Origin of the sequence: Leeuwenhoekiella aequorea (assembly GCF_004104375.1) — a bacterium.
In the GTDB taxonomy this organism is placed as follows: domain Bacteria; phylum Bacteroidota; class Bacteroidia; order Flavobacteriales; family Flavobacteriaceae; genus Leeuwenhoekiella; species Leeuwenhoekiella aequorea.
Genome location: NZ_QOVM01000002.1, coordinates 725,853 through 746,416, shown reverse-complemented (window position 1 = coordinate 746,416; position 20,564 = coordinate 725,853). Strand labels below are relative to the sequence as shown.

At 35.3% G+C, this 20,564-nt stretch carries 16 protein-coding genes; 7 read left to right on the top strand and 9 right to left on the bottom strand.

Going from position 1 to position 20,564, the window contains the following annotated elements; translation table 11 throughout:
* Nucleotides 1-30 precede the first annotated feature (30 nt).
* From DSM00_RS07290 to nhaC, 9 genes are all read right to left on the bottom strand, one after another.
* Entirely contained in the window at nt 31-1,644 is a 1,614-nt protein-coding gene (locus tag DSM00_RS07290; protein ID WP_128757362.1) for an LptF/LptG family permease, read from the bottom strand.
* A 5-nt stretch (nt 1,645-1,649) separates the two neighbouring features.
* Nucleotides 1,650-2,306, bottom strand: a complete 657-nt coding sequence (locus tag DSM00_RS07285; protein ID WP_241652368.1) for a LolA family protein — start codon at nt 2,304-2,306, stop codon at nt 1,650-1,652.
* 1 nt (nt 2,307) lies between these two features.
* Entirely contained in the window at nt 2,308-4,707 is a 2,400-nt protein-coding gene (locus DSM00_RS07280) for a DNA translocase FtsK (protein WP_128757360.1), read from the bottom strand.
* Between the two features lie 150 nt (nt 4,708-4,857).
* Nucleotides 4,858-5,229 (bottom strand): diacylglycerol kinase family protein, encoded by a 372-nt coding sequence (locus DSM00_RS07275; RefSeq protein WP_128757359.1) that lies wholly within the window; start codon nt 5,227-5,229, stop codon nt 4,858-4,860.
* Nucleotides 5,230-5,232: 3 nt separating this feature from the next.
* Nucleotides 5,233-5,733 (bottom strand): thiol peroxidase, encoded by a 501-nt coding sequence (gene tpx, locus DSM00_RS07270; protein WP_128757358.1) that lies wholly within the window; start codon nt 5,731-5,733, stop codon nt 5,233-5,235.
* A gap of 141 nt (nt 5,734-5,874) precedes the next feature.
* Nucleotides 5,875-6,123: a DUF6952 family protein gene (locus DSM00_RS07265; RefSeq protein ID WP_128757357.1), complete on the bottom strand. Its 249-nt coding sequence runs from the start codon at nt 6,121-6,123 to the stop codon at nt 5,875-5,877.
* A complete protein-coding gene (locus DSM00_RS07260; RefSeq protein ID WP_128757356.1) occupies nt 6,104-6,418 on the bottom strand; it encodes a thioredoxin family protein in 315 nt (104 codons plus the stop codon). The genes DSM00_RS07265 and DSM00_RS07260 overlap by 20 nt, the downstream gene beginning before the upstream one ends.
* A gap of 99 nt (nt 6,419-6,517) precedes the next feature.
* Entirely contained in the window at nt 6,518-7,156 is a 639-nt protein-coding gene (locus DSM00_RS07255; RefSeq protein ID WP_128757355.1) for a peroxiredoxin, read from the bottom strand.
* Between the two features lie 229 nt (nt 7,157-7,385).
* Nucleotides 7,386-8,867, bottom strand: coding sequence for a Na+/H+ antiporter NhaC (nhaC, locus tag DSM00_RS07250; RefSeq protein ID WP_128757354.1), 1,482 nt, complete (start codon nt 8,865-8,867; stop codon nt 7,386-7,388).
* Nucleotides 8,868-9,162: 295 nt separating this feature from the next.
* On the opposite strand from nhaC, the gene DSM00_RS07245 reads away from it, so the two are divergent.
* From DSM00_RS07245 to DSM00_RS07215, 7 genes are all read left to right on the top strand, one after another.
* Complete coding sequence (locus DSM00_RS07245; RefSeq protein WP_128757353.1) at nt 9,163-11,472, top strand: PA14 domain-containing protein; 2,310 nt, start codon at nt 9,163-9,165, stop codon at nt 11,470-11,472.
* Between the two features lie 125 nt (nt 11,473-11,597).
* A complete protein-coding gene (lpdA, locus tag DSM00_RS07240) occupies nt 11,598-13,004 on the top strand; it encodes a dihydrolipoyl dehydrogenase (protein WP_128757352.1) in 1,407 nt (468 codons plus the stop codon).
* Nucleotides 13,005-13,141: 137 nt separating this feature from the next.
* Nucleotides 13,142-14,119 carry an NAD(P)H-quinone oxidoreductase gene (locus DSM00_RS07235; protein WP_128757351.1) on the top strand — a complete coding sequence of 326 codons (978 nt, stop codon included), beginning with the start codon at nt 13,142-13,144 and terminating at the stop codon, nt 14,117-14,119.
* A 24-nt stretch (nt 14,120-14,143) separates the two neighbouring features.
* Entirely contained in the window at nt 14,144-15,373 is a 1,230-nt protein-coding gene (locus tag DSM00_RS07230; RefSeq protein ID WP_128757350.1) for an ABC transporter ATP-binding protein, read from the top strand.
* A gap of 195 nt (nt 15,374-15,568) precedes the next feature.
* The gene (locus DSM00_RS07225; protein WP_128757349.1) at nt 15,569-19,201 is read left to right on the top strand and encodes a PAS domain-containing hybrid sensor histidine kinase/response regulator; all 3,633 of its coding nucleotides are present in this window, start codon (nt 15,569-15,571) and stop codon (nt 19,199-19,201) included.
* Nucleotides 19,202-19,216: 15 nt separating this feature from the next.
* Nucleotides 19,217-19,954, top strand: a complete 738-nt coding sequence (locus DSM00_RS07220) for an Hpt domain-containing protein (protein WP_128757348.1) — start codon at nt 19,217-19,219, stop codon at nt 19,952-19,954.
* 164 nt (nt 19,955-20,118) lie between these two features.
* Nucleotides 20,119-20,484 carry a response regulator transcription factor gene (locus DSM00_RS07215; protein ID WP_128757347.1) on the top strand — a complete coding sequence of 122 codons (366 nt, stop codon included), beginning with the start codon at nt 20,119-20,121 and terminating at the stop codon, nt 20,482-20,484.
* The last annotated feature ends 80 nt before the right edge of the window (nt 20,485-20,564 follow it).

The following is a 20,564-nucleotide window of genomic DNA, read 5'->3' as shown; positions in this document are numbered from 1 at the left end:
AGATTTAAGACTAAAAGGAGATCTATTAGGCTAAGATTGTTGCTTTAAAAGAAGTGCTGCAGCGTCTTTAAAATTTTCAGAATATCCATACTTTTTATAATTGGCTACTATATCTTCTAATTCCTGCTTGGTTTTAATTTTTAGAAGTGCCTTTTCAGCATTTGAAAGTTCTGCATCTTTAAGTGGTTGCTGAGAGTCAATACCGCTTTTATCTTTTTTACGAAATAACTTTTTAACAGGATCAAGAAATCCGTCTAGATCAAATAACCCCTGATCAGTGGTTGCTCTATAAGTTAAATATACACCTAGCGGAAATAATATAAGTGTGCTCAACCAGCTCGCTAACCAGGCTGAAACACTACCGTCTTCTGCGCTGTTTTTTGCAAAAATACCTATAAAGTGATAGGTTAGAAACAAAACAACACCTACCACAATAGGTAACCCTAATCCTCCCTTACGGATGATAGCTCCCAAAGGTGCTCCTACAAAAAAGAGTATAATACATCCAAAGGCAAGAACAAATTTCTCGTGTAATGCAATCTCATATTTACTGAGAACTTTTACTTTTTGACTATTTGTGGTCTTGTCATTTTTAATGTCATTTATCTCATTTTTAATTTTGGCAATAGTACGATCCAGTAATTGCATCTTTTCTGAATCTTCAAAATTTTCTAGCAAATTCTCGTTGAGTACTCGGGAAGTATCTACAGGGACATTTGCGAGATAGGTAGAATCTAAATTCTGTAAATACAACTCCCGTAAAGCTCCTTTTCCTAAACCTTCTAAATGAGAATTATAATTTTTTGAAATATCAACTAAGGTGTCACTAAGCTGGGCAACGGTAAGCATTGTATACGCATTGTCAATACTTTTTTCATCCATATCTACATTGTCTAGTTCAGACAAATCTATATTAATGGTATACGTTTCAAAATAACTTTTTACAAATGGCTCGCGCTTTTGTTTGTTGTAGTTTCTCTGCTCGATCTCGTCGTAGTAATTACCGTCAATAAGTTTAAGTGATAAAATATTATCACCTTCGGCACTAATGAGTTCTCCTTCTCGTGCTTTAATTACCGTGTAGTTTCCTATACGAGTGGGATTTTTTTCATAGATAATTACATCTTTTAAAAATTGCCCATTTTCACCTTGTTTATCGGCCACCTTAATTACATAGCCGTCTGCAATATCTGTATACTGTCCTTTTGTAATTGCCATTGCGGGCTTTACCTGAGCAATATTTCTTCTCAAATTAAGTGATTCAAATTCTGCAGCAGGAATAACATAATTAGCAAACATAAATGAAGTAGCAGCAAGCCCTATAATAAAGATTGTAAGACTTCTCATGGCTCGTTGCAATGAAATTCCTGTTGATTTCATTGCAGCGAACTCATAATTTTCAGCAAAATTACCAAAGGTCATAATGCTGGTAAGTAATACTGTAAGCGGTAATACCAGCGTGACCAAGCGCGGAGAGAAATACATAAGGAACTTGATGATAATAAAGAAATCAAGATCTTTACCAGCAAGTTCTTTTATATATAGCCATACCGTCTGAAGTACAAATATGAACATCAAAATGATGAATGTACTCAGAAAATTTTTAACGAAAGTCGTAAGTATGTAACGGTCCAGTATTTTCACAGAAGCTAGTCTAGCCTATTGATGTAATAATCTGCATATTTCTTCTCATCAAAAACAAACAAGTTGCCGGGTAATGGCTGGTCTGTCTTAAATGAATTTACAGTTATAGTAATTTTTGTTCCGTTTTTTTGAGTCATTATTAAGCGGTAGATATGTTTTGTCTGGGCATCAACACCAAGCAAAGCAGACTTTAACTCGCTATTAGAATCAATAGGAATTAATTTTACATACTGTATTTTACGACCATTTACACTTTGATCTATATCCCATTTGTATGTATAACCTTTATTAAAAAAGGTTAGCATTTTTGAAGGTGTAATAGCATCATCATCTCCCGGGTCTTGAGTAGAAATAGTGATTTCCTCATCATCAGGGATTACAGTATATAATTTTTTACCATCATACATCTGGGTGGTTCCCATTAAATTCAGTTTGTATTTATCTCCATTAAGAGTAACATCACCGCGTGTTTCTTGATTAATGCCGGCTGCATCATTCGATAGCGTGTACTTAAAGTCGATAAACATATTCTTATATGATTTCACTTTAGTAGAAACCTCATTTAAAAGAGATTTTGCTTTAGTATCTTGAGCATTAGAAAGCGTAATACCCGCGAGAAATACAAATAAAAAGGTAAATGCTTTTATTTTTAAATTTTTCATTTTAATCATTATTTAATTGTTGTTGTAAGGCATTCATATCTGAAACCAGTACCTGGCGAGCTTTACTGCCCTCAAAGGGTCCTACAATGCCTGCAGCTTCTAATTGATCAATTATTCTACCTGCCCTATTGTAGCCCAGCTTCAGTTTACGTTGCAATAAAGAAGCGCTTCCTTGTTGTGCTATAACAATAACTTCCGCAGCTTCCATAAAGAGAACATCTCTGTCGCTCACATCTATATCAAGACTTGTGCCACCTTCTTCGCCTACATATTCTGGTAGATGATGGGCATCAGGATATGCCTTTTGTGACCCTATAAATTCAGTAATTTTTTCAACCTCAGGAGTGTCAACAAAAGCACATTGCACCCGCGTAAGTTCATTACCCTGAGTAAATAACATATCACCACGCCCAATTAATTGATCTGCACCTTGACTATCTAAAATTGTACGTGAGTCAATTTTTGAGGTAACTCTAAATGCAATACGCGCAGGGAAATTGGCTTTTATAATACCTGTAATTACATTCACCGATGGACGTTGAGTAGCTACAATTAAGTGAATACCTATCGCTCGTGCTAATTGAGCAAGTCGTGCAATAGGAGTTTCTACTTCTTTACCGGCAGTCATAATAAGATCTGCAAACTCGTCAATTACCAATACGATGTATGGTAAATACTTATGACCATCATTTGGATTCAGTTTACGAGCTTTAAACTTTGCGTTGTACTCCTTGATATTACGAGCCAATGCGTTTTTAAGTAGGTCGTAGCGATTATCCATCTCAATACAGAGCGAATTCAACGTATTTATCACCTTGGCGTTGTCTGTAATAATTGCTTCTTCAGAGTCTGGTAATTTAGCCAGATAATGACGTTCAATCTTATTAAACAGTGTAAGCTCAACCTTCTTAGGATCTACCAGCACGAATTTTACTTCTGCAGGATGTTTTTTATAAAGTAACGAGGTAAGAATTGCATTAAGACCTACAGATTTACCTTGACCGGTAGCACCCGCCATAAGTAAATGAGGCATTTTTGCTAAGTCAACTACAAAGGTTTCATTAGAAATGGTTTTACCTAATGTAAGGGGTAATTCCATTTCGGCATTTTGAAAACGAGGAGAAGCTATAGCAGAGCGCATAGAGACGATGCGCGCGTTTTTGTTAGGCACTTCGATACCTATAGTTCCTTTACCGGGGATAGGTGCAATTATACGTATTCCTAATGCCGAAAGTGACAACGCAATGTCATCTTCAAGGTTTTTAATTTTAGAAATACGCACGCCAGCTTCGGGTACAATCTCATATAAAGTAACCGTAGGGCCTACAGTTGCTTTTATGTGCGCGATCTCGATCTTATAGTTTTTAAGCGTATCTACAATACGATTTTTATTTTCTTCAAGTTCTTCCTGATCAATGGTTATGCTTTGTCCTTTTGTATAATCTTTCAATAAATCTATCGAAGGAAACTTGTAGTTGCTTAATTCTAAAGTAGGATCAAATTCTCCAAAATCCTGTACAAGCTTAGTGCTAAGATTTTCTACCAATTCTTCTTCCTCAATAGGTTCTTCAATTTCTATTTCAAAATCTTCTTGAGGAGCTTGTGTTGTTTCTAATTTTAGCACCGGTTCTTCGCTAGGTGCAGGTTTGCTTTGCTGTAAAACCGGTTCATCAACTTTCTCATCTGTTGCAGATGGAGTAGGGGCTGGTTTAGCTTTAGGCAAATCTATATTGTCTTTATCAAACGCATTGTCTCTGTATTCTGAAAAATCATCATCGTCTTCATCGTTTAGTTCACTCTGAAGCGACTGCTTTTTCTGTTTTAAATACGAGCCTACAAGTTCTGGAGTGATTTTTAATCGAATGGCGAAATATACAATTGCAAAAAAAGCAAGAATAAGTATTGTACCTATTAATCCTAAATAATCTTGTAGATAGTCATTTAGTTCAAAACCTACCATACCACCAAGTAATGGTGCAGAGTCTGAAAAGAATCCGAAGAAAATGGCGAACCAAAGCATTACTATTATTCCCCAAAACCAATAGGCGCGAAGGGATTTCTTTTCCTTGTCAAAGAAATAGTAAAAACCAGTGAGCGTTACTAAAATAGCAAGCGCAAATGAAGCTACCCCAAATCCTTGATATATGAAAAAATCACCAATGGCAGCACCAAATTTATTTAGCCAATTCTGACTTTCTACACTGCGATCTCCCAGACTATCTAATGTGCTTTGATCTGCCTGCCAATTAAAGAAGAAGGAAATAAAAGAAAATAGAAGTGCGATACCCAGGAGAAATAAAAAACTCCCCAGTACAATCTTCTGCTGTTTAGACAACTTAAGAGTTAACTTCTTAGGTTGCGTAGTTTTTTTGGTTGTGGTTTTGGTTTTTTTTCTGGCCATTCCAAGCGTTGACTATTTGTACCGGTAACTTATTATTAGTTTAAGATTGCAATGCTGTAGTTATAGATATTTTGCCAAATGTAGCATTGATTTTAAAATCTACAGGTTGGCAAAAATACAAATATCAAACGGTACTCAACTGATAAAATTTTAGAACAGTTTTGGAATATAAATAATAAGACCAATTATTGCCGCAATGAGTGCGGCAAACGTAACAGCACCTGCAGCGACATCCTTAATATCGCCTATTTTTTTGTGATACTCGGGATGTATAAAATCTGCAACTTTCTCAACTGCGGTATTAAGACCTTCAATAGATAATACCAGACCTATAGATAGTAGTTGTAGAATCCACTCTGTAGTAGAAATATCTAATACAAAACCAAGTATGGTGACCAGCACTGCGCAAACCATTTGCACTTTTATACTTGGTTCCTTTTTTATGAGTAGCCAGGCGCCTTTAAAGGCATACCTAAACGCTTTAATTCGATTTATTATAAAACTATCTTTTGCGTTATTCATTGATTAGTTTAACGCGTTTAAAGCCAGTTCGTAGTTAGGCTCTTGACCTATTTCTGAAACTTGCTCGCTATATATAATTTTATGATCTTCATTTAAAACTATAACCACGCGAGAATGTAATCCTGCAAACGCACCATCTTCAATTTCAAGACCGTAATCTTTACCGAAAGAGCCATTTTTAAAATCAGATAGAGTAACCACATTTTCTAAGCCTTCGGCACCGCAAAAACGAGCCTGAGCAAAAGGAAGGTCTCTTGATATACATAAAACTATTGTGTCTTCAAGATCTGAAGCGTCTTTATTAAAATGTCTGATAGAAGCTGCACACACGCCGGTATCTACACTCGGAAAGATGTTCATCACAACGCGTTTACCTTTAAAATCTTCTAAAGATACGTGTTGTAGATCTTTTGTAGCAAGCTGAAAATTGGGAGCTGTTGTTCCTTCTTTAGGAAGTTCACCTAGGGTATGGGTTGTGTTTCCACCTAATGTTATTGTTGCCATAATGCTTTTGTATGTTTGAGTAAATGTACTTATTAGCGTATAGAGTAACAATTAAACAAATGCTAATTTGCGTAATTGTCTAAAACCAAAAAATCCCTTTATCATTTACGATTAAGGGATTTTAAAACTGTTGATAAGAAATTATCTATCTATAGATCCTAACACTTTCTGAGCAAAACCGTTAGCAGCATCTTTTTCAGACATTCCGTTTGCGATCATTTGATGCATCTCTACTGCACCGCACAGATTTGTTATAAGCTCACCTACAACATCCATTTCTTGTTCACTTACAGATCTATGTTCTGTAAAAGACTCTAATACTTCGATGGTATGCTCTAAAGCTTCAGCGCTGTTATTTTTCTGTAAATGCTTAATTACTGGTAACTTCATTTACTAATTCTTTTAGGATTTCTAGCTTATTTGTTTGTACCTGATTTACAAATGCACCATTCTTAAAAGTGGCAAATGTAGGAAGGTTATCTACTGTCGCCAGTTTTCTACTTTCCGGATATTTTTCAGCATCAACAAGTAGAAATACTGTGTTTTCATTTTCTGAAGCCATTTTTTTGAATTTAGGCTTCATTAATCTACAATTTCCACACCAGCCGGCCATATATTGAACAACTACTGTATCATTGCTATTTACGATTTCTGCAAGATTATCTTGATCAAGTTCGTTTAACATAGTATTTGATTTTAACCACAATGTGGAGAATTAATATCTTCTTTAAAATAGTATCCAGACTCCTAATTTACAATAGAGAGAGTCTGGATAATTTTATATTTAGTTAGTTGCTAAATATGATGCAACACCATCACGGTTAGCATTCATAGCATCTTTACCTTCTTCCCAGTTTGCAGGACATACTTCACCTTTTTCTTGCACGTGCGTATAAGCATCGATTAGGCGTTGAAATTCATTTACATTACGACCTAGTGGCATATGATTTACACCTTCGTGAAATACAGTACCTTCTTCATCAATTAAATAAGTAGCTCTGTAAGTAACATTATCACCATCAACTAAAAGAGTGCCAGTTTCTTCATCATAGCGCTCATTAGTGACATCAAGAATTCCTAGTCGGTTTGCAAGATTGCGATTTGTATCTGCAAGTATAGGGTAAGTTACACCTTCGATACCGCCATTATCTTTAGGGGTATTTAACCATGCAAAATGCACTTCTGGAGTATCGCAAGAAGCACCAATAACTATAGTGTTTCTTTTTTCAAAATCTGCTAATGCAGCTTGAAATGCGTGTAATTCTGTAGGACATACAAATGTGAAATCTTTAGGATACCAAAAAAGCAAAACTTTCTTATTGTGATTTTGTGCTTCTTCAAGAATATTTAATTTGAACGTATCACCCATTTCGTTCATTGCATCTACTGTGATGCTAGGGAATTTTTTTCCTACTAATGTCATTATTATTGTTTTTTAATTCTTCGGCAAAAGTAGTACGTTTAGATCGTATACTGTTTCAAAAGAAATAAATAATGTTATAGTAGAATAGGTATAATCTATGGCTTTATAGCTGCAATGTCAATAGGTTATAAAACGCAATTGTTCAAATACTTTTTTAATAAATTTGCAATCTTATAAGCACTTCACTTAGAAAATATTAATTGGAGATTTTACCCTTTTATTTACTAAACTATTTTGATTGACTTGTTTCAGAAAGCATTCTAATTTTTATACGCAATGCAGCAAAAATTAAAGTCATAAAAGGACTTAACCAGTTAAAGATGGCATATACAAAATAATCTGCTACAGATACTCCCAGAACTCCACTTTGATAGGCACCACAGGTGTTATAGGGGACTAGTACAGAAGTTACGGTACCACTGTCTTCTAATGTTCTGCTCAGGTTTTCTGGAGCAAGACCTTTATCACGATATGCTTTAGCATACATTTTACCGGGAACCACAATTGCAAGATATTGATCACTTGCAGTAGCATTAAGACCAATACAAGTAGCTACTGTACTAGCAAACAAACCAAACGTGCTGTCGAACAGGTTAAGCATGAATTTACTTATTCGAGAGAGCGCACCTATGGCATCCATAATCCCACCAAAAGTCATTGCGCATAGTATTAGCCAGATCGTTCCCAGCATTCCCGCCATTCCGCTTGCTGCAAAAAGGTCATTAAGATTTTCATTTGTAGTTTCGATAGCCGTATCTACGGTGATTGCATTCATAATTCCCATATACCCACTTTTTACTGAAAGTGTATCACTGCCTCCTAAATTAGCAACGATATCTGGCTGAAAAATCAAGGCTGCAATGGCGCCCAGCAGAGTGCCGGCTAGTAGTGCTATAAGTGGGGGAGTTTTCTTAACAATTAGAAGTATTACTAAGGCAGGAACTACAAACAACCACGGACTTATATTAAAAGCATCGTCTATAGAATTTAATATCACTGAAGTATCTGCAGTTCCACTTGTTTCAATATTAAAACCAATTATTATAAATACAATAATTGTAATGGTTATTGTGGGCACCGTAGTAAATAACATATACTGTATGTGCGTAAATAAGTCGGTACCCGCCATTGCTGGCGCCAGGTTTGTAGTATCGCTTAAGGGAGAAAGTTTATCTCCAAAATAAGCTCCGGAAAGTATTGCGCCTGCAGTCATACCTAGTGATATATTGAGGGCATTTGCAATGCCAATTAATGCTATACCTACAGTTGCAGAAGTTGTCCAGCTACTACCGGTAGCAACAGAAATAATTGCGCAGATTACTACACAAGCGGCTAGAAAAATGGACGGATTTAAAATTTGTAATCCATAATAAATCATAGTGGGTATAATGCCACTTACCAGCCAAGTGCCCGCTAATGCCCCTACTAAAAGAAGTATTAAAATAGCACCCGCTGTAGATTTTACATTTTGTGCAACTTCATCCATCATAGTCTCAAATGAAGTTTTGTTTAACAACCCTACAATTGCAGCAACTGCAGCACCTAAAAGAAGTATAAATTGATTGGATCCACTTAAAGCATCATCTCCAAACATATAAACATTAAAAGCAAGCATTGCTACTAATGCAATTATGGGAATCATAGCCTCCCAAATATTTAGCTCACGGTTTTCAACTATTTCTTGATTTTTAGGGTCTGAATCCTGATTCATATGGTGAATTGTAAAATATTTACAATTATAATCATTCTATACTTAAATCTCACTTGTAATTAATACCACCCGATTTCTTGACATTAATCGACTAAAATTACATTTAAAGGAAATGTTAAATTTCATATTATTTCTATTTTCCTACAAACCGATTACAGCGCGCTTAACGTATATACGTTCAAGTGGTTATAAAGTAGGTTATGTGTGTAAAATATTGTTGATTTGCACAAGTTTAAAATGACTATTTATAGTTGTAAACCATTGAGGATTAATAAACACATAGATTTAAAATAGTATGATAAAAAAAATACTTTCTTTCTCTTTCTTTTTAAGTTTTATTTCTGGTTGGACTCAAGTAGGAATAGGTACTACTATGCCAGAGGCATCTTTAGATATACGAGCAGCTAATCATTTAGGAGCAGTTTCTGCAAAAGATGGTATTTTAATACCTCGAGTTGCAAATCTCAACGCTAATGGATCAACTGACGGACAATTAATATATTTAATAGCTGATGTTGCTCCATACTCCAAAGGATTTCATTACTGGGACTCTGGAGTAACTGGATGGATACCATTAAATAGTACGGTCGAACCGTGGTATAAAGCCGAAACCTTACAACCAGCTACTTTAAATACTGATAACTTATACACCATGGGGCAGGTAGGGATAGGGACTAGTAATCCATTAGGAGCTTTACACATAACAACAGAAAACTCTAGGGATGTTTTGTTTTTGAGATTTATAAATGGTTTGGATGATGATCTAGATCTTGATTTATTAAGAGCTCGAGGAACGCTAGCATCTCCTGCTCTTTTACCTAACGATACACGTATTGGAGGATTGCGAGGTCAAGCGATGACAAATGCTGCGGCTTACACTTTTAATCCGAGCGCAGAAATTTATTTCCAAGCGGACGGTGCATCTTCGTCAACATCAAGTTCTGGTAAGATTAAATTTGCGACCACACCGTCAGGATCTTTATCAACTGTAGATCGAATGGTTATAAGGGAGAACGGCTTCGTAGGTATTGGCACAATGGAACCTATTGAACATATCGAGATAAAACGTGATGGTGACAACGATATGCAGTTTACAAGTGCGAGTACTAATCCTCCTAATGTTATTTTTTATAATACAGGAGGAACCTTGGCTGCGCCGAAACTGTTAAATGTTAATCAAGAAATAGGATCAGTAGTTTTTAAAACACATGATGGTAATACTATCAATGAGGTAGGCGGTATGCGCATGTTTATAGACGGATCTCCTGCAGCGGGAAGTTTACCTACAAAAATTGTATTTAACACCACCCGTGCGGGCTCAGTTAATCAAACGGCAAATCCGGGAGCAATGACTATCAATAACGCAGGGAATGTAGGTATTGGTGTAGCTGATCCAATAGCGAAGCTGGATGTTTTAGGAACAGTAAAAATTACAGACGGTACTCAGGGAACAGGTAAGATCCTAACTTCAGATGCTAATGGTAATGCGAGTTGGCAAGTTCCCGGAGCTAATTCTTCTAATTGGGCACTACAAGGGAACGCTATTGCAGCAACAGATTTTTTAGGTACGACAAACTCACAACCACTTAATTTTAGAGTAAATAATATGTCAGTGGGTAGTTTTAAAGTTGACAACTCTCTACAATTAGGTAGAGAAGCTTCAAGTAATGCTGCTAATGCAACAGCAGTAGGTTTTCAAGCCAAAGCAACTGCTACTAGTGCCGTCGCAATTGGTACATCAGCAATAGCTTCTGATGGTGGTTCTATTGCATTAGGTTCTTCAGCTAAGGGGCAAAAGCAGGCAGCAGTAGCTATTGGTTCATCTGCAGATGCTAGAAGAGATCATTCAATAGCGATTGGTATAAACACAATTTCAGATGGTTATCAATCTACTGCATTAGGTGCCGACGCAAGAACTAACTCAGTAGGCTCAACTGCAATTGGTAGAGGAGCCATTGCAAACGGAGTCGATGCAATAGTTTTAGGAAATACAGCTGCTTATGTAGGGATTGGAACATCGACACCAGATAATTCCACCAAATTACACGTAGCAGGTAAGGTGAAAATAGTTGACGGTACTCAGGGAATAGGTAAGATCCTAAGTTCAGATGCAAATGGTAATGCGAGTTGGCAGTTACCGGCTGTTTCAGAAACTAGAGGTGTTCAGTATTATTCTTATGATATAGCGAGTATAGCTTCACCTGATTTAATTAACCTTAAAACCAATACCAGAATCTCAAAATCTGGAGATTATAATGGAGATTTGATTTACTCGTCAGTATTTAATCCATCTACTGATGAGGACGGGTTTGTAGTCAAAATCACAGGGACTTATTTAGTTAAAAATTCTGGTAATTTTATATTCACTCAATCATCAGATGACGGTGCGCGAATTTATATTGATGATGTTTTAATATTGAATGATTGGGTAGATAGTAGCAATCAATCTACAAGCTCTCCTGCAATTTTACTTTCAGCAGGCAAACATAAGTTTGATTTCTGGTATTATGAAAATGCAGGCGGACAATCATTTTCATTCTCATGGGGGACAAATCCTGATGGTAATTCTGGTGTTATGAAAGCCAGTCAATTTACTGTAGAATAGTTTGCTTGTTGAGTATTATATTCAGAATGTGTGAACAAACTATCTGAAAATAATCCATAAAGATAATTCGGTTAACATTTTTCAACATCGTACCTTTAAACCCTCTTAAAAAAGAAAGCAAAATTATGAGTACATACGACGTTGCAGTTATTGGTTCCGGTCCCGGAGGTTATGTGGCTGCCATTCGCTGCGCCCAGTTGGGTCTTAAAACAGCAATCATTGAGAAATATGCAACTATGGGCGGTACTTGCCTTAATGTAGGTTGTATCCCATCTAAAGCCTTATTAGATTCCTCACATCATTATGAAGATGCCATAAAACATTTTGAGGAGCACGGTATAGAAATACCAGGAGAGGTTAAAATTAATTTAGAGAAAATGATGTCCCGTAAAGCATCGGTTGTAGATCAAACTACAAAAGGGATTGAATTTTTAATGAGCAAGAATGATATTGATACCTATCAAGGTGTAGGTAGTTTTAAAGATAAAACGCATATTAATATTGCTGTTGCAGACGGTGACGATATTACTATCGAAGCAAAGAATATTATAATTGCCACGGGTAGTAAGCCAGCCAGCCTACCATTTATCGATATAGATAAAGAGCGAGTTATAACTTCTACCGAGGCTTTAAAACTTAAAGAAATACCTAAACATATGATCGTTATAGGCGGCGGTGTTATAGGTCTTGAACTGGGTCAAGTTTATAAACGATTAGGTTCTGAAGTAGGTGTTGTAGAATATATGGATCGTATTATACCTACAATGGATGCTGCACAAAGTAAAGAGTTAACAAAAGTGATGAAGAAACAGGGGATTAAATTCTTTGTTTCTCATAAAGTAAATGGTGTAACCCGTAATGATGATGAAGTTGTTGTAACGGCAACTGATAAAAAAGATAACGAAGTTGAGTTTAAAGGAGACTACGTTTTAGTTTCTGTAGGGCGTAAAGCGTATACAGATGGTCTTAATCTAGATGCGGCTGGTGTTCATACAGATGAGCGTGGCAGAGTAGCTGTTAACGATCATTTGCAAACAAATGTAGCTAACATATATGCAATAGGCGATGTTGTAAAAGGTGCTATGCTTGCTCATAAAGCTGAAGAAGAAGGTGTTTTTGTAGCTGAAACAATTGCGGGTCAAAAACCACATATCGATTACAACTTAATTCCTGGCGTGGTTTATACGTGGCCAGAAGTTGCATCTGTAGGTAAAACGGAAGAACAACTTAAAGAAAGTGGTGTTGAATATAAATCTGGCCAATTTCCTATGCGTGCATTAGGACGCTCAAGAGCTTCTGGTGATATCGATGGGTTCGTAAAAATTCTTGCAGATAAAAAGACAGATGAGGTTTTAGGCGTTCATATGGTAGGTGCCCGTGTTGCAGATCTTATTGCAGAAGGGGTGATCGCAATGGAATTTAGAGCCAGTGCCGAGGATATTGCACGTATGTCACATGCACACCCTACTTATGCAGAGGCAGTTAAAGAGGCTGCGCTCGCCGCTACCGAGGACCGTGCTCTTCACGTTTAAATTATACTTGATATATTGATATAAAGCCTTCTCGATTAGAGAAGGCTTTTTTAATTTACAAACTTTAGCATACTCTTCACATCATACCGCCTACTTTAATACGACTAATATTTAAATTTAGCTTTAATATATTTTTTATGAAAGCAGTTGTTATTACCAAAGCTGGAGGGCCAGAAGTTTTAGAAATTAAAGAGTTTACAAGTAAGGAGCTTGGTCGAGAACAGGTGCGTATCGCTGTAAAAGCAGCTGGTGTAAACCGAAGCGATATTCTTACACGTGAAAATCCTGATGCGTATGGTGGTGATGCTGAAGTAGCCACTATTCCAGGCTTAGAGGTAGCCGGTGTAATTACTGAAATAGGTTCTGAAGTTACAGCGTATACAGTGGGTGATCACATTTGTGCATTGGTTCCTGGTGGCGGGTATTCAACAGAATTATGCATTGATGCGCGGGTCTGCCTTCCTGTTCCTAAAGGGCTAGATTTTGTAGAAGCTGCATCCCTACCAGAAGTACTATTTACAGTATGGTTTAATATTTTTCAGCAAGCTCATATTAAAAAAGAAGAAGGTTTACTTATTCACGGTGGTACAAGCGGTATTGGTGTGATGGGTTTGCAAGTTGCACAAGCTTTAGGGATTCATACATTTACTACAGTGGGATCTCAGGAGAAGTTAGATTTTATAAAGGAAAACAATTTTGGAAAAGTTATAAATTATAAGGAAACCGATTTTGAAAGGGAATTCAAAGACGAGAAAATTGATGTGATTCTTGATATGGTAGGTGGGGATTACACACAAAAAAATCTAAACTTATTAGCTAAGAACGGACGTCTACAATATATTAATGGTATGAAAAGTCTGTCTCCTACAATTAATTTATGGACGATTATGTCCAAACAAATTAAGTTATCGGGAAGTTTACTTAAACCTCAAAGCAATGAAGTCAAAGCTGAAATTGCTTCAGATCTCTTAGAATATGTCTGGCCTTTGATTGAAGAGCAAAGAATTAAACCTATAGTGTATAAAACCTTTAGATTACAGAATGCCGGTGAGGCTCACCAACTTATGGACAGTAGTGCGCATATAGGTAAGATAGTATTAACGATTGATGATTAATTTCTTGATGACTTCAGTTTTATTATGAGTATTCGTAAACATTATTCACTTGATTCATCAACTTTAAAACTTACACCTGACTTTGTAAACGAATTACTGACTTTAGATTTTTTGAAGACCGATACGGGAAAGTCTGGATTATTTTTTTCAGATTATACTTTAAAGCACTACTTAGAAAAAGAATACAAGTACGATATAAAAATTATAACAGACGAGCAAGATAGCTTACTGAATAAGTCTACGGGGGAGCGAAGAATGCTGCTTTTTAAATATCTAATAAATCAAAATCCCGATTTTTTGATTATAGATAATCCCTTTGATACACTTGATACACATCACGTAAAGTGGCTGAGATCTCAACTATACAAGTTATCTAATCATACTACTATTCTACAACTCTACAGACGCAAAGAAGATGTACTTCAATTTATAACTACCGAATTGAATATTGATTCGGATTATAAAATCAATACAATTAAATCTTCCGAAGAGAGAGCGAAGAAAGTAATTTATGAGTTACACGATGAATTTCCACAATCTTTATCAAATTTCAATATTATTCCGGAGTCATTAGTTAGGTTCGAGAATGTATCAGTTTTCTATGGGGAAAAACCTATTCTTAGAGCTATAAATTGGGAAATCAAAAAGGGTGAGACTTGGTATTTAAAAGGACCCAATGGATCTGGTAAAACAACACTTATTAATATGATGAGTGGGGATAATACTAAAGGATACGGTCAGAAGTTATATCTGTTTGATAAACAAAAAGGGAGCGGAGAGAGTGTGTGGGACATAAAGCAAAAAATAGGACTCTTCACGACAAATCTCACAGAACATTTTGATGGGTCATCCACTGTAATTGAGATGATACTTTCTGGATTCTTTGATAGTGTCGGTTTAATTGATAAACCTAGCAATCTTCAGTCTAAAATAGCAGAACAATGGCTTTCGTTGCTTGCCTTGTTAACTCAAAAAAATAATCAATTTTCTACACTCAATGAATCTCAAAAAAGAATGATACTTATTGCTCGGGCAATGATTAAACAGCCTCCGCTTTTAATCTTGGATGAACCCACTAGTTCACTTGATGACATTGGTGCACAACGTGTAATAGCGCTAATTAAAAGAATTGTAAATCAATCTAATACAGCATTAATCTACGTTTCTCACCGTCCAGAAAAAAACCTTATACTTGATTACACTTTTGAGTTAATCGCAAATAAATCAGGTTCTTATGGAATTTGCTTAAAATAATTATTATAAATAATAATTACAGCTAATGTATTAGTCACGAAAATTAACGTTTAATTCCAAAAATTGTCTTTCATTTGTTTGAGATATCGGTCAAAAGCATTTTTTTGAGATAAATGTCATACTTTTGATGGTATTGATCGTAATTTTTAAGAATGTTAAGATCAAAATCCAACTTATTACCTAATATTTTAGACTATGTCTAAACCAGAAAATTTTAAAGACGATTTCCATTCGATCTTACATGAAAATTCTTCCATATTCTCTTGGATAACTAAGGAAGTAAATATTGGGTTTTATTATTCAAATTTGTCCAATCTGGAAGATTTTATTGTAACTGAATCTATCTGGTCACAGCTCGATTATCAAGTTCCTAATGAGGAAGATAAAGCAGATTTGTGGAGACATTCAGTTGGGATTTCAGGACGTTCAAAAATTGATAAACTAAAAGAATATTTAGCAAGTGGTGAAAAACTACCAGAACCGGTAGAGAAATGTGAATTTACATTTCTAACGCGTAATGGAGAGTTTTTAAATTGCACGCCAGAACATTTAATCTTTGAGGATTCAAATAAAATTAAGCATCTTTTTATAAAATTTATTAAGCAAGATGATCAAGACAGTACCAATTCTAAATTTTCAAAGCGCTTAAAGAATTTACAAAAGCTCAAGGAGATTTATGAAGAAACAAATGAACTTGCAAATGTAGGTGGTTGGGAAGTTGATTTGATAAAAAATAACATAAGTTGGACTAAAGTAACAAAAGCTATACACGGCGTATCTGAAGACTATATACCTAATTTAGAAACAGGAATTAACTTTTTTAAAGAAGGGTGGAGTAGGGATCTTTTAATAAAACGGTTTACAAATTGTGTTGAGAACGGGGTCTCTTATGATGATGAATTCATTATTGTATTGGCAGATGGTTCTGAAAAATGGGTAAGAAGCCTGGGCAAAGCTGAGATGTGGGAAGGTAGATGTATTCGCATTTACGGAGCTTTTCAAGATATAAATGAGAGAAAGTTACAAGAAGAGTCGCATAAAAAGGCAGAGTTGAGATTTCAGAATATCTATGAAAATTCTTCATTAGGTATCATTTTGGTTAACCAAAAGAATAATTTAGAAATGGCCAACCCGGTTGCTCGTTCGATTTTTGGACTAGACAATTTACCGGAAAGCGAGGTATTGACCTACACATTTAAAGATGTTATAAAGCCCGAATATTTACCTTTAGCTATTGAGAAACGTAAAGAACTACTAGCAGGAAGTATAAGTAATTATAGTATAGATGTAGAATGTTTTCATAACGATGGGAGATCAATCTGGTGTAGTTTAAAATCTTCACTAGTTAAAAGTGATGCTAAAGATGATCATTTTATAATTACGCAGGTAGAAGATATAACCAATAAAAAGAGACTAGAGCGCAAATCACTTGAGAATGCTACACGCTTTAAACGTGTATTTGAATACTCTCCTAATGGGATGGCGCTTGTAGATCTTAGAGGTAAGTGGCGCAACGTAAATAATAATCTAGCACAAATGCTGGGTTATACAAAAGAGGAAATTGTAAAACTAACTCTTGAGCAACTAACACACCCAGATGACAGGTTAAATGATATAAATCTATTTACTCGTATTATTAATAAGGAGCTTGATACCTATCAGGTTGAAAAGAGATACATTCATAAAAACGGCAGTATTGTCAACTGCTACCTAACAGTATCGGGTTTACGAAATGATCAGGGCGAAGTTTCTTCTCTTATAGGTCACGTCGTAGACATGACGGAACAAATTAGGGCTAAAATTGCATTAGAAGATAGTCTTTCTGATTTGAAGGCGCTTTTAGATTCTACAACTCAAGTTATAATTATCGAAACAGATCTGGATAGAAATATTCGTAAATTTAATAAAGGTGCCGAAAATTTACTGGGTTACAAAGCGGAAGAAGTAATAGGAAAACAAAAGTCTGAAATCTTTCATTTGAAAGATGAGATTGAGCAATACAGGTTAAAACTTCAGACAAAATATGGTGAATCTGTAAATACCAATGAAACCTTTTCGTTCAAGTTAAAAAAGAACCACCTTGAGTCGAATGAATGGACGTACGTTAAAAAAGATGGATCAAAGTTTATGGTCCAACTCGTTATAACAGCTATTCGAAATGAAGAGGGTGAGGTTAGAGGTTATCTGGGAGTAGCTACAGATATAACCAGCTTAAAAGTGATGGAAAATTCACTTTTAAAGGCAAAAAATAGAGCTGAAACAGCAAACAGATCTAAATCTGAATTCTTGGCAAATATGAGCCACGAAATCCGTACGCCACTTAATGGAGTTATAGGTTTTACAGATTTATTAATGAAAACTTCTTTAGATGAAAATCAAAGTAAGTATATGGAAACTGTTTACTCATCTGCCATTACCTTACTTGATCTTATAAATGATATTTTGGATTTTTCAAAAATTGAAGCCGGGAAGCTTGAAATTAATGAGGAACCCACTAATCTTACTGAACTTTGTGGTCGTTCTGTAGAAATGATTAAGCAACAAGCGCATCAGAAAGATATTGAAGTTTTGCTTAACATATCAAGCAAACTTGATAAATACGTTCTGGCAGACGGGTTAAGATTGAGACAAATAATTATTAATCTCTTAAGCAATGCAGTAAAGTTTACGCAGGCAGGAGAAATAGAGCTTAAAATAGAACAGCGGGAATTTAATGAGTCTACACAGAAAACGAATTATGAGTTTTTTATTAGAGATACTGGTATAGGAATTGCCCCTCAAAATCTTCAAAAAATCTTTAAAGCTTTTAACCAGGAAGATGCATCAACAACCAGAAAATATGGAGGTACGGGATTAGGTCTTACCATAAGTAATAGACTTCTCAAGCTTATGGGAAGTAAGCTCAGCGTTAAAAGTACTTTAGGTGTAGGCACCACATTTTCTTTCACAGTAGCACTTTCTAATGAGAACACCTTACCTACAGACGGTAGTACAATCTCCAGCGTAAAACGAATACTTGTGGTTGATGATAATGAAAATAATAGGGTGATTCTTAATGAGATGCTTCTTGACAGAAATATTGAATCACGCATGGTTCAAAATGGGATTGAAGCTCTCGATATTCTAGAAAACGATACAGATTTTGATTTGGCAATAATAGATTATCATATGCCATATTTAAATGGTATCGAACTTATAAGACATATTAGAAATGAATTGAATATAGGTAAAGAAAATCTACCTATCTTATTACTACATAGCTCTGGGGAAGATCAGGTTTTAAATGAACAAAGTGCAGGGCTCGATATCTTAAGTAAAATGGTTAAGCCGGTACAACGCCATCAATTATTTGAGTTTTTTGATGATTTCGAAAAGAGTGAACTCTCATCAAATGTTAATCTGGAAGTAGTTGAAGAGGTAGACCTCACAAATATTTCACCTACTATACTTATAGCCGAGGATAATCCTGTAAATAAGTTTTTGACTCGTACGATAGTAAAGAAAGTGTTACCTAATTCAATATTGATTGAAGTAGATAATGGTGCTGAAGCTGTTGACGCTTACAAGGATAATAGCATAGATTTTATATTAATGGATATTCAAATGCCTATTATGAGCGGTTTTGAAGCAACTAAAGCTATTAGAAAAATAGAAAGTAGTGACAAGCGGATAATAATAATTGCATTAACAGCAAGAGCTATAAAAGGAGAACGAGATCGTTGTCTTGCAAATGGTATGGATGATTATGTATCAAAACCAGTAGTCTTAGAAGATTTAAAGCAGTGTATTTTAAAACTTTTGACAAAGCGTAGCTTTGAAATTATTTAGAGATTTATATAAATAATGACGCAAGTAACTAAGAATAAAAATGAAGTATTTTTTATAGGTGAAGATACTAATACGCAAGAGCGCTTTGAAAAACTAATGAGTCTGGTTGAAAATAAAGTGACTTATTTTTCAACAGGATTGGCAGCAATACAACACCTTAAAAGAAATAAATTACCCTCATTAATTATTATTGAAGAAAATGTTAAGCCTTTAGGTGCGTTACAAACGCTTAACTATTTTAAAGATCAGTTTAATTACGACGGCCAAGTGTTTGTTGTTTCTGAAAACCAAGATTCTATTTATTCGGAGACAGTTGTTTATCGGGTGTTAAGTAATCAATTTAGTGCCGAAGACAAGATAAAATTAAAAGCAGTTATTAATTTTTCTGATGAACCTGATGAACCTGCGGTAGGCGATTATTCATTAACCTATCTAAGAAACTTATCTGAAGGAGATGAATCTTTTGTTGTAGAGAGTATTCGCATTTTTAATTATTCTGTTGGCGAGCGCATCATAGAGATGCAGTCTCTACTCCAGCAAAATGATTTTAAACAAATAGGGGATGTTGCGCATAATATTAAGCCTTCGTTCGAAATGCTCGAAAATAGAAGAGGTAAAGACTTTTGTGATCGATTAGCTCACCATGCAGAAAATGAAGAAGTGGGTAATTTGATAAAACTTTTAGATATTGAATTCCGCACAATTCAGAATCATCTAAAAAATGATTTACCAGAGATTTTTATAACTACCTAAATCGATTGACTAATTGGTCAACCAATAAGCATTATCTACAAGTAAAATATAGATTTCAAGTAGTTAATTTACAGTTGCTTGAACGATAAAATTGCTTATTATTTAAAAATAATACTAAATTAGCCATTATTATCAGTAATCATCTCTAGTAATTAGAACAGATAATGGGTGAGCGTATTCTTATAGTGGAAGACAATCCTATGGTGGCAAGTGCTTTAAATTTTAAGCTTTGCAAAGAAGGATATGATGTTATTGTTTGTAGTGATGGTACATCTGCTATAGAGCTGGTTAAGACCATACAGTTTAATCTTATTCTTATCGATCTGGTTTTACCCTTTACTTCAGGGATGAATGTTATTAAATGGGTGAAGACAGAGTTTCCTTTTCTTCCGGTAATCGTTTTATCTGCCGCCGCAGAAAAAAACATAATTACGCGTACTTATTTGTTAGGTGCTTCAGATTTTATTGCTAAACCTTTTGACCCTTTGTTACTTTCTTCCAGTATAAGAGCCCGTTTAAAGTCAGCTTAAGACTTTCTATAATCCTATTGCCATACTTTAACTAAACCTTACAATCTAAAGGTTTAGCTGTCTGTACAATCCTCTCTAAC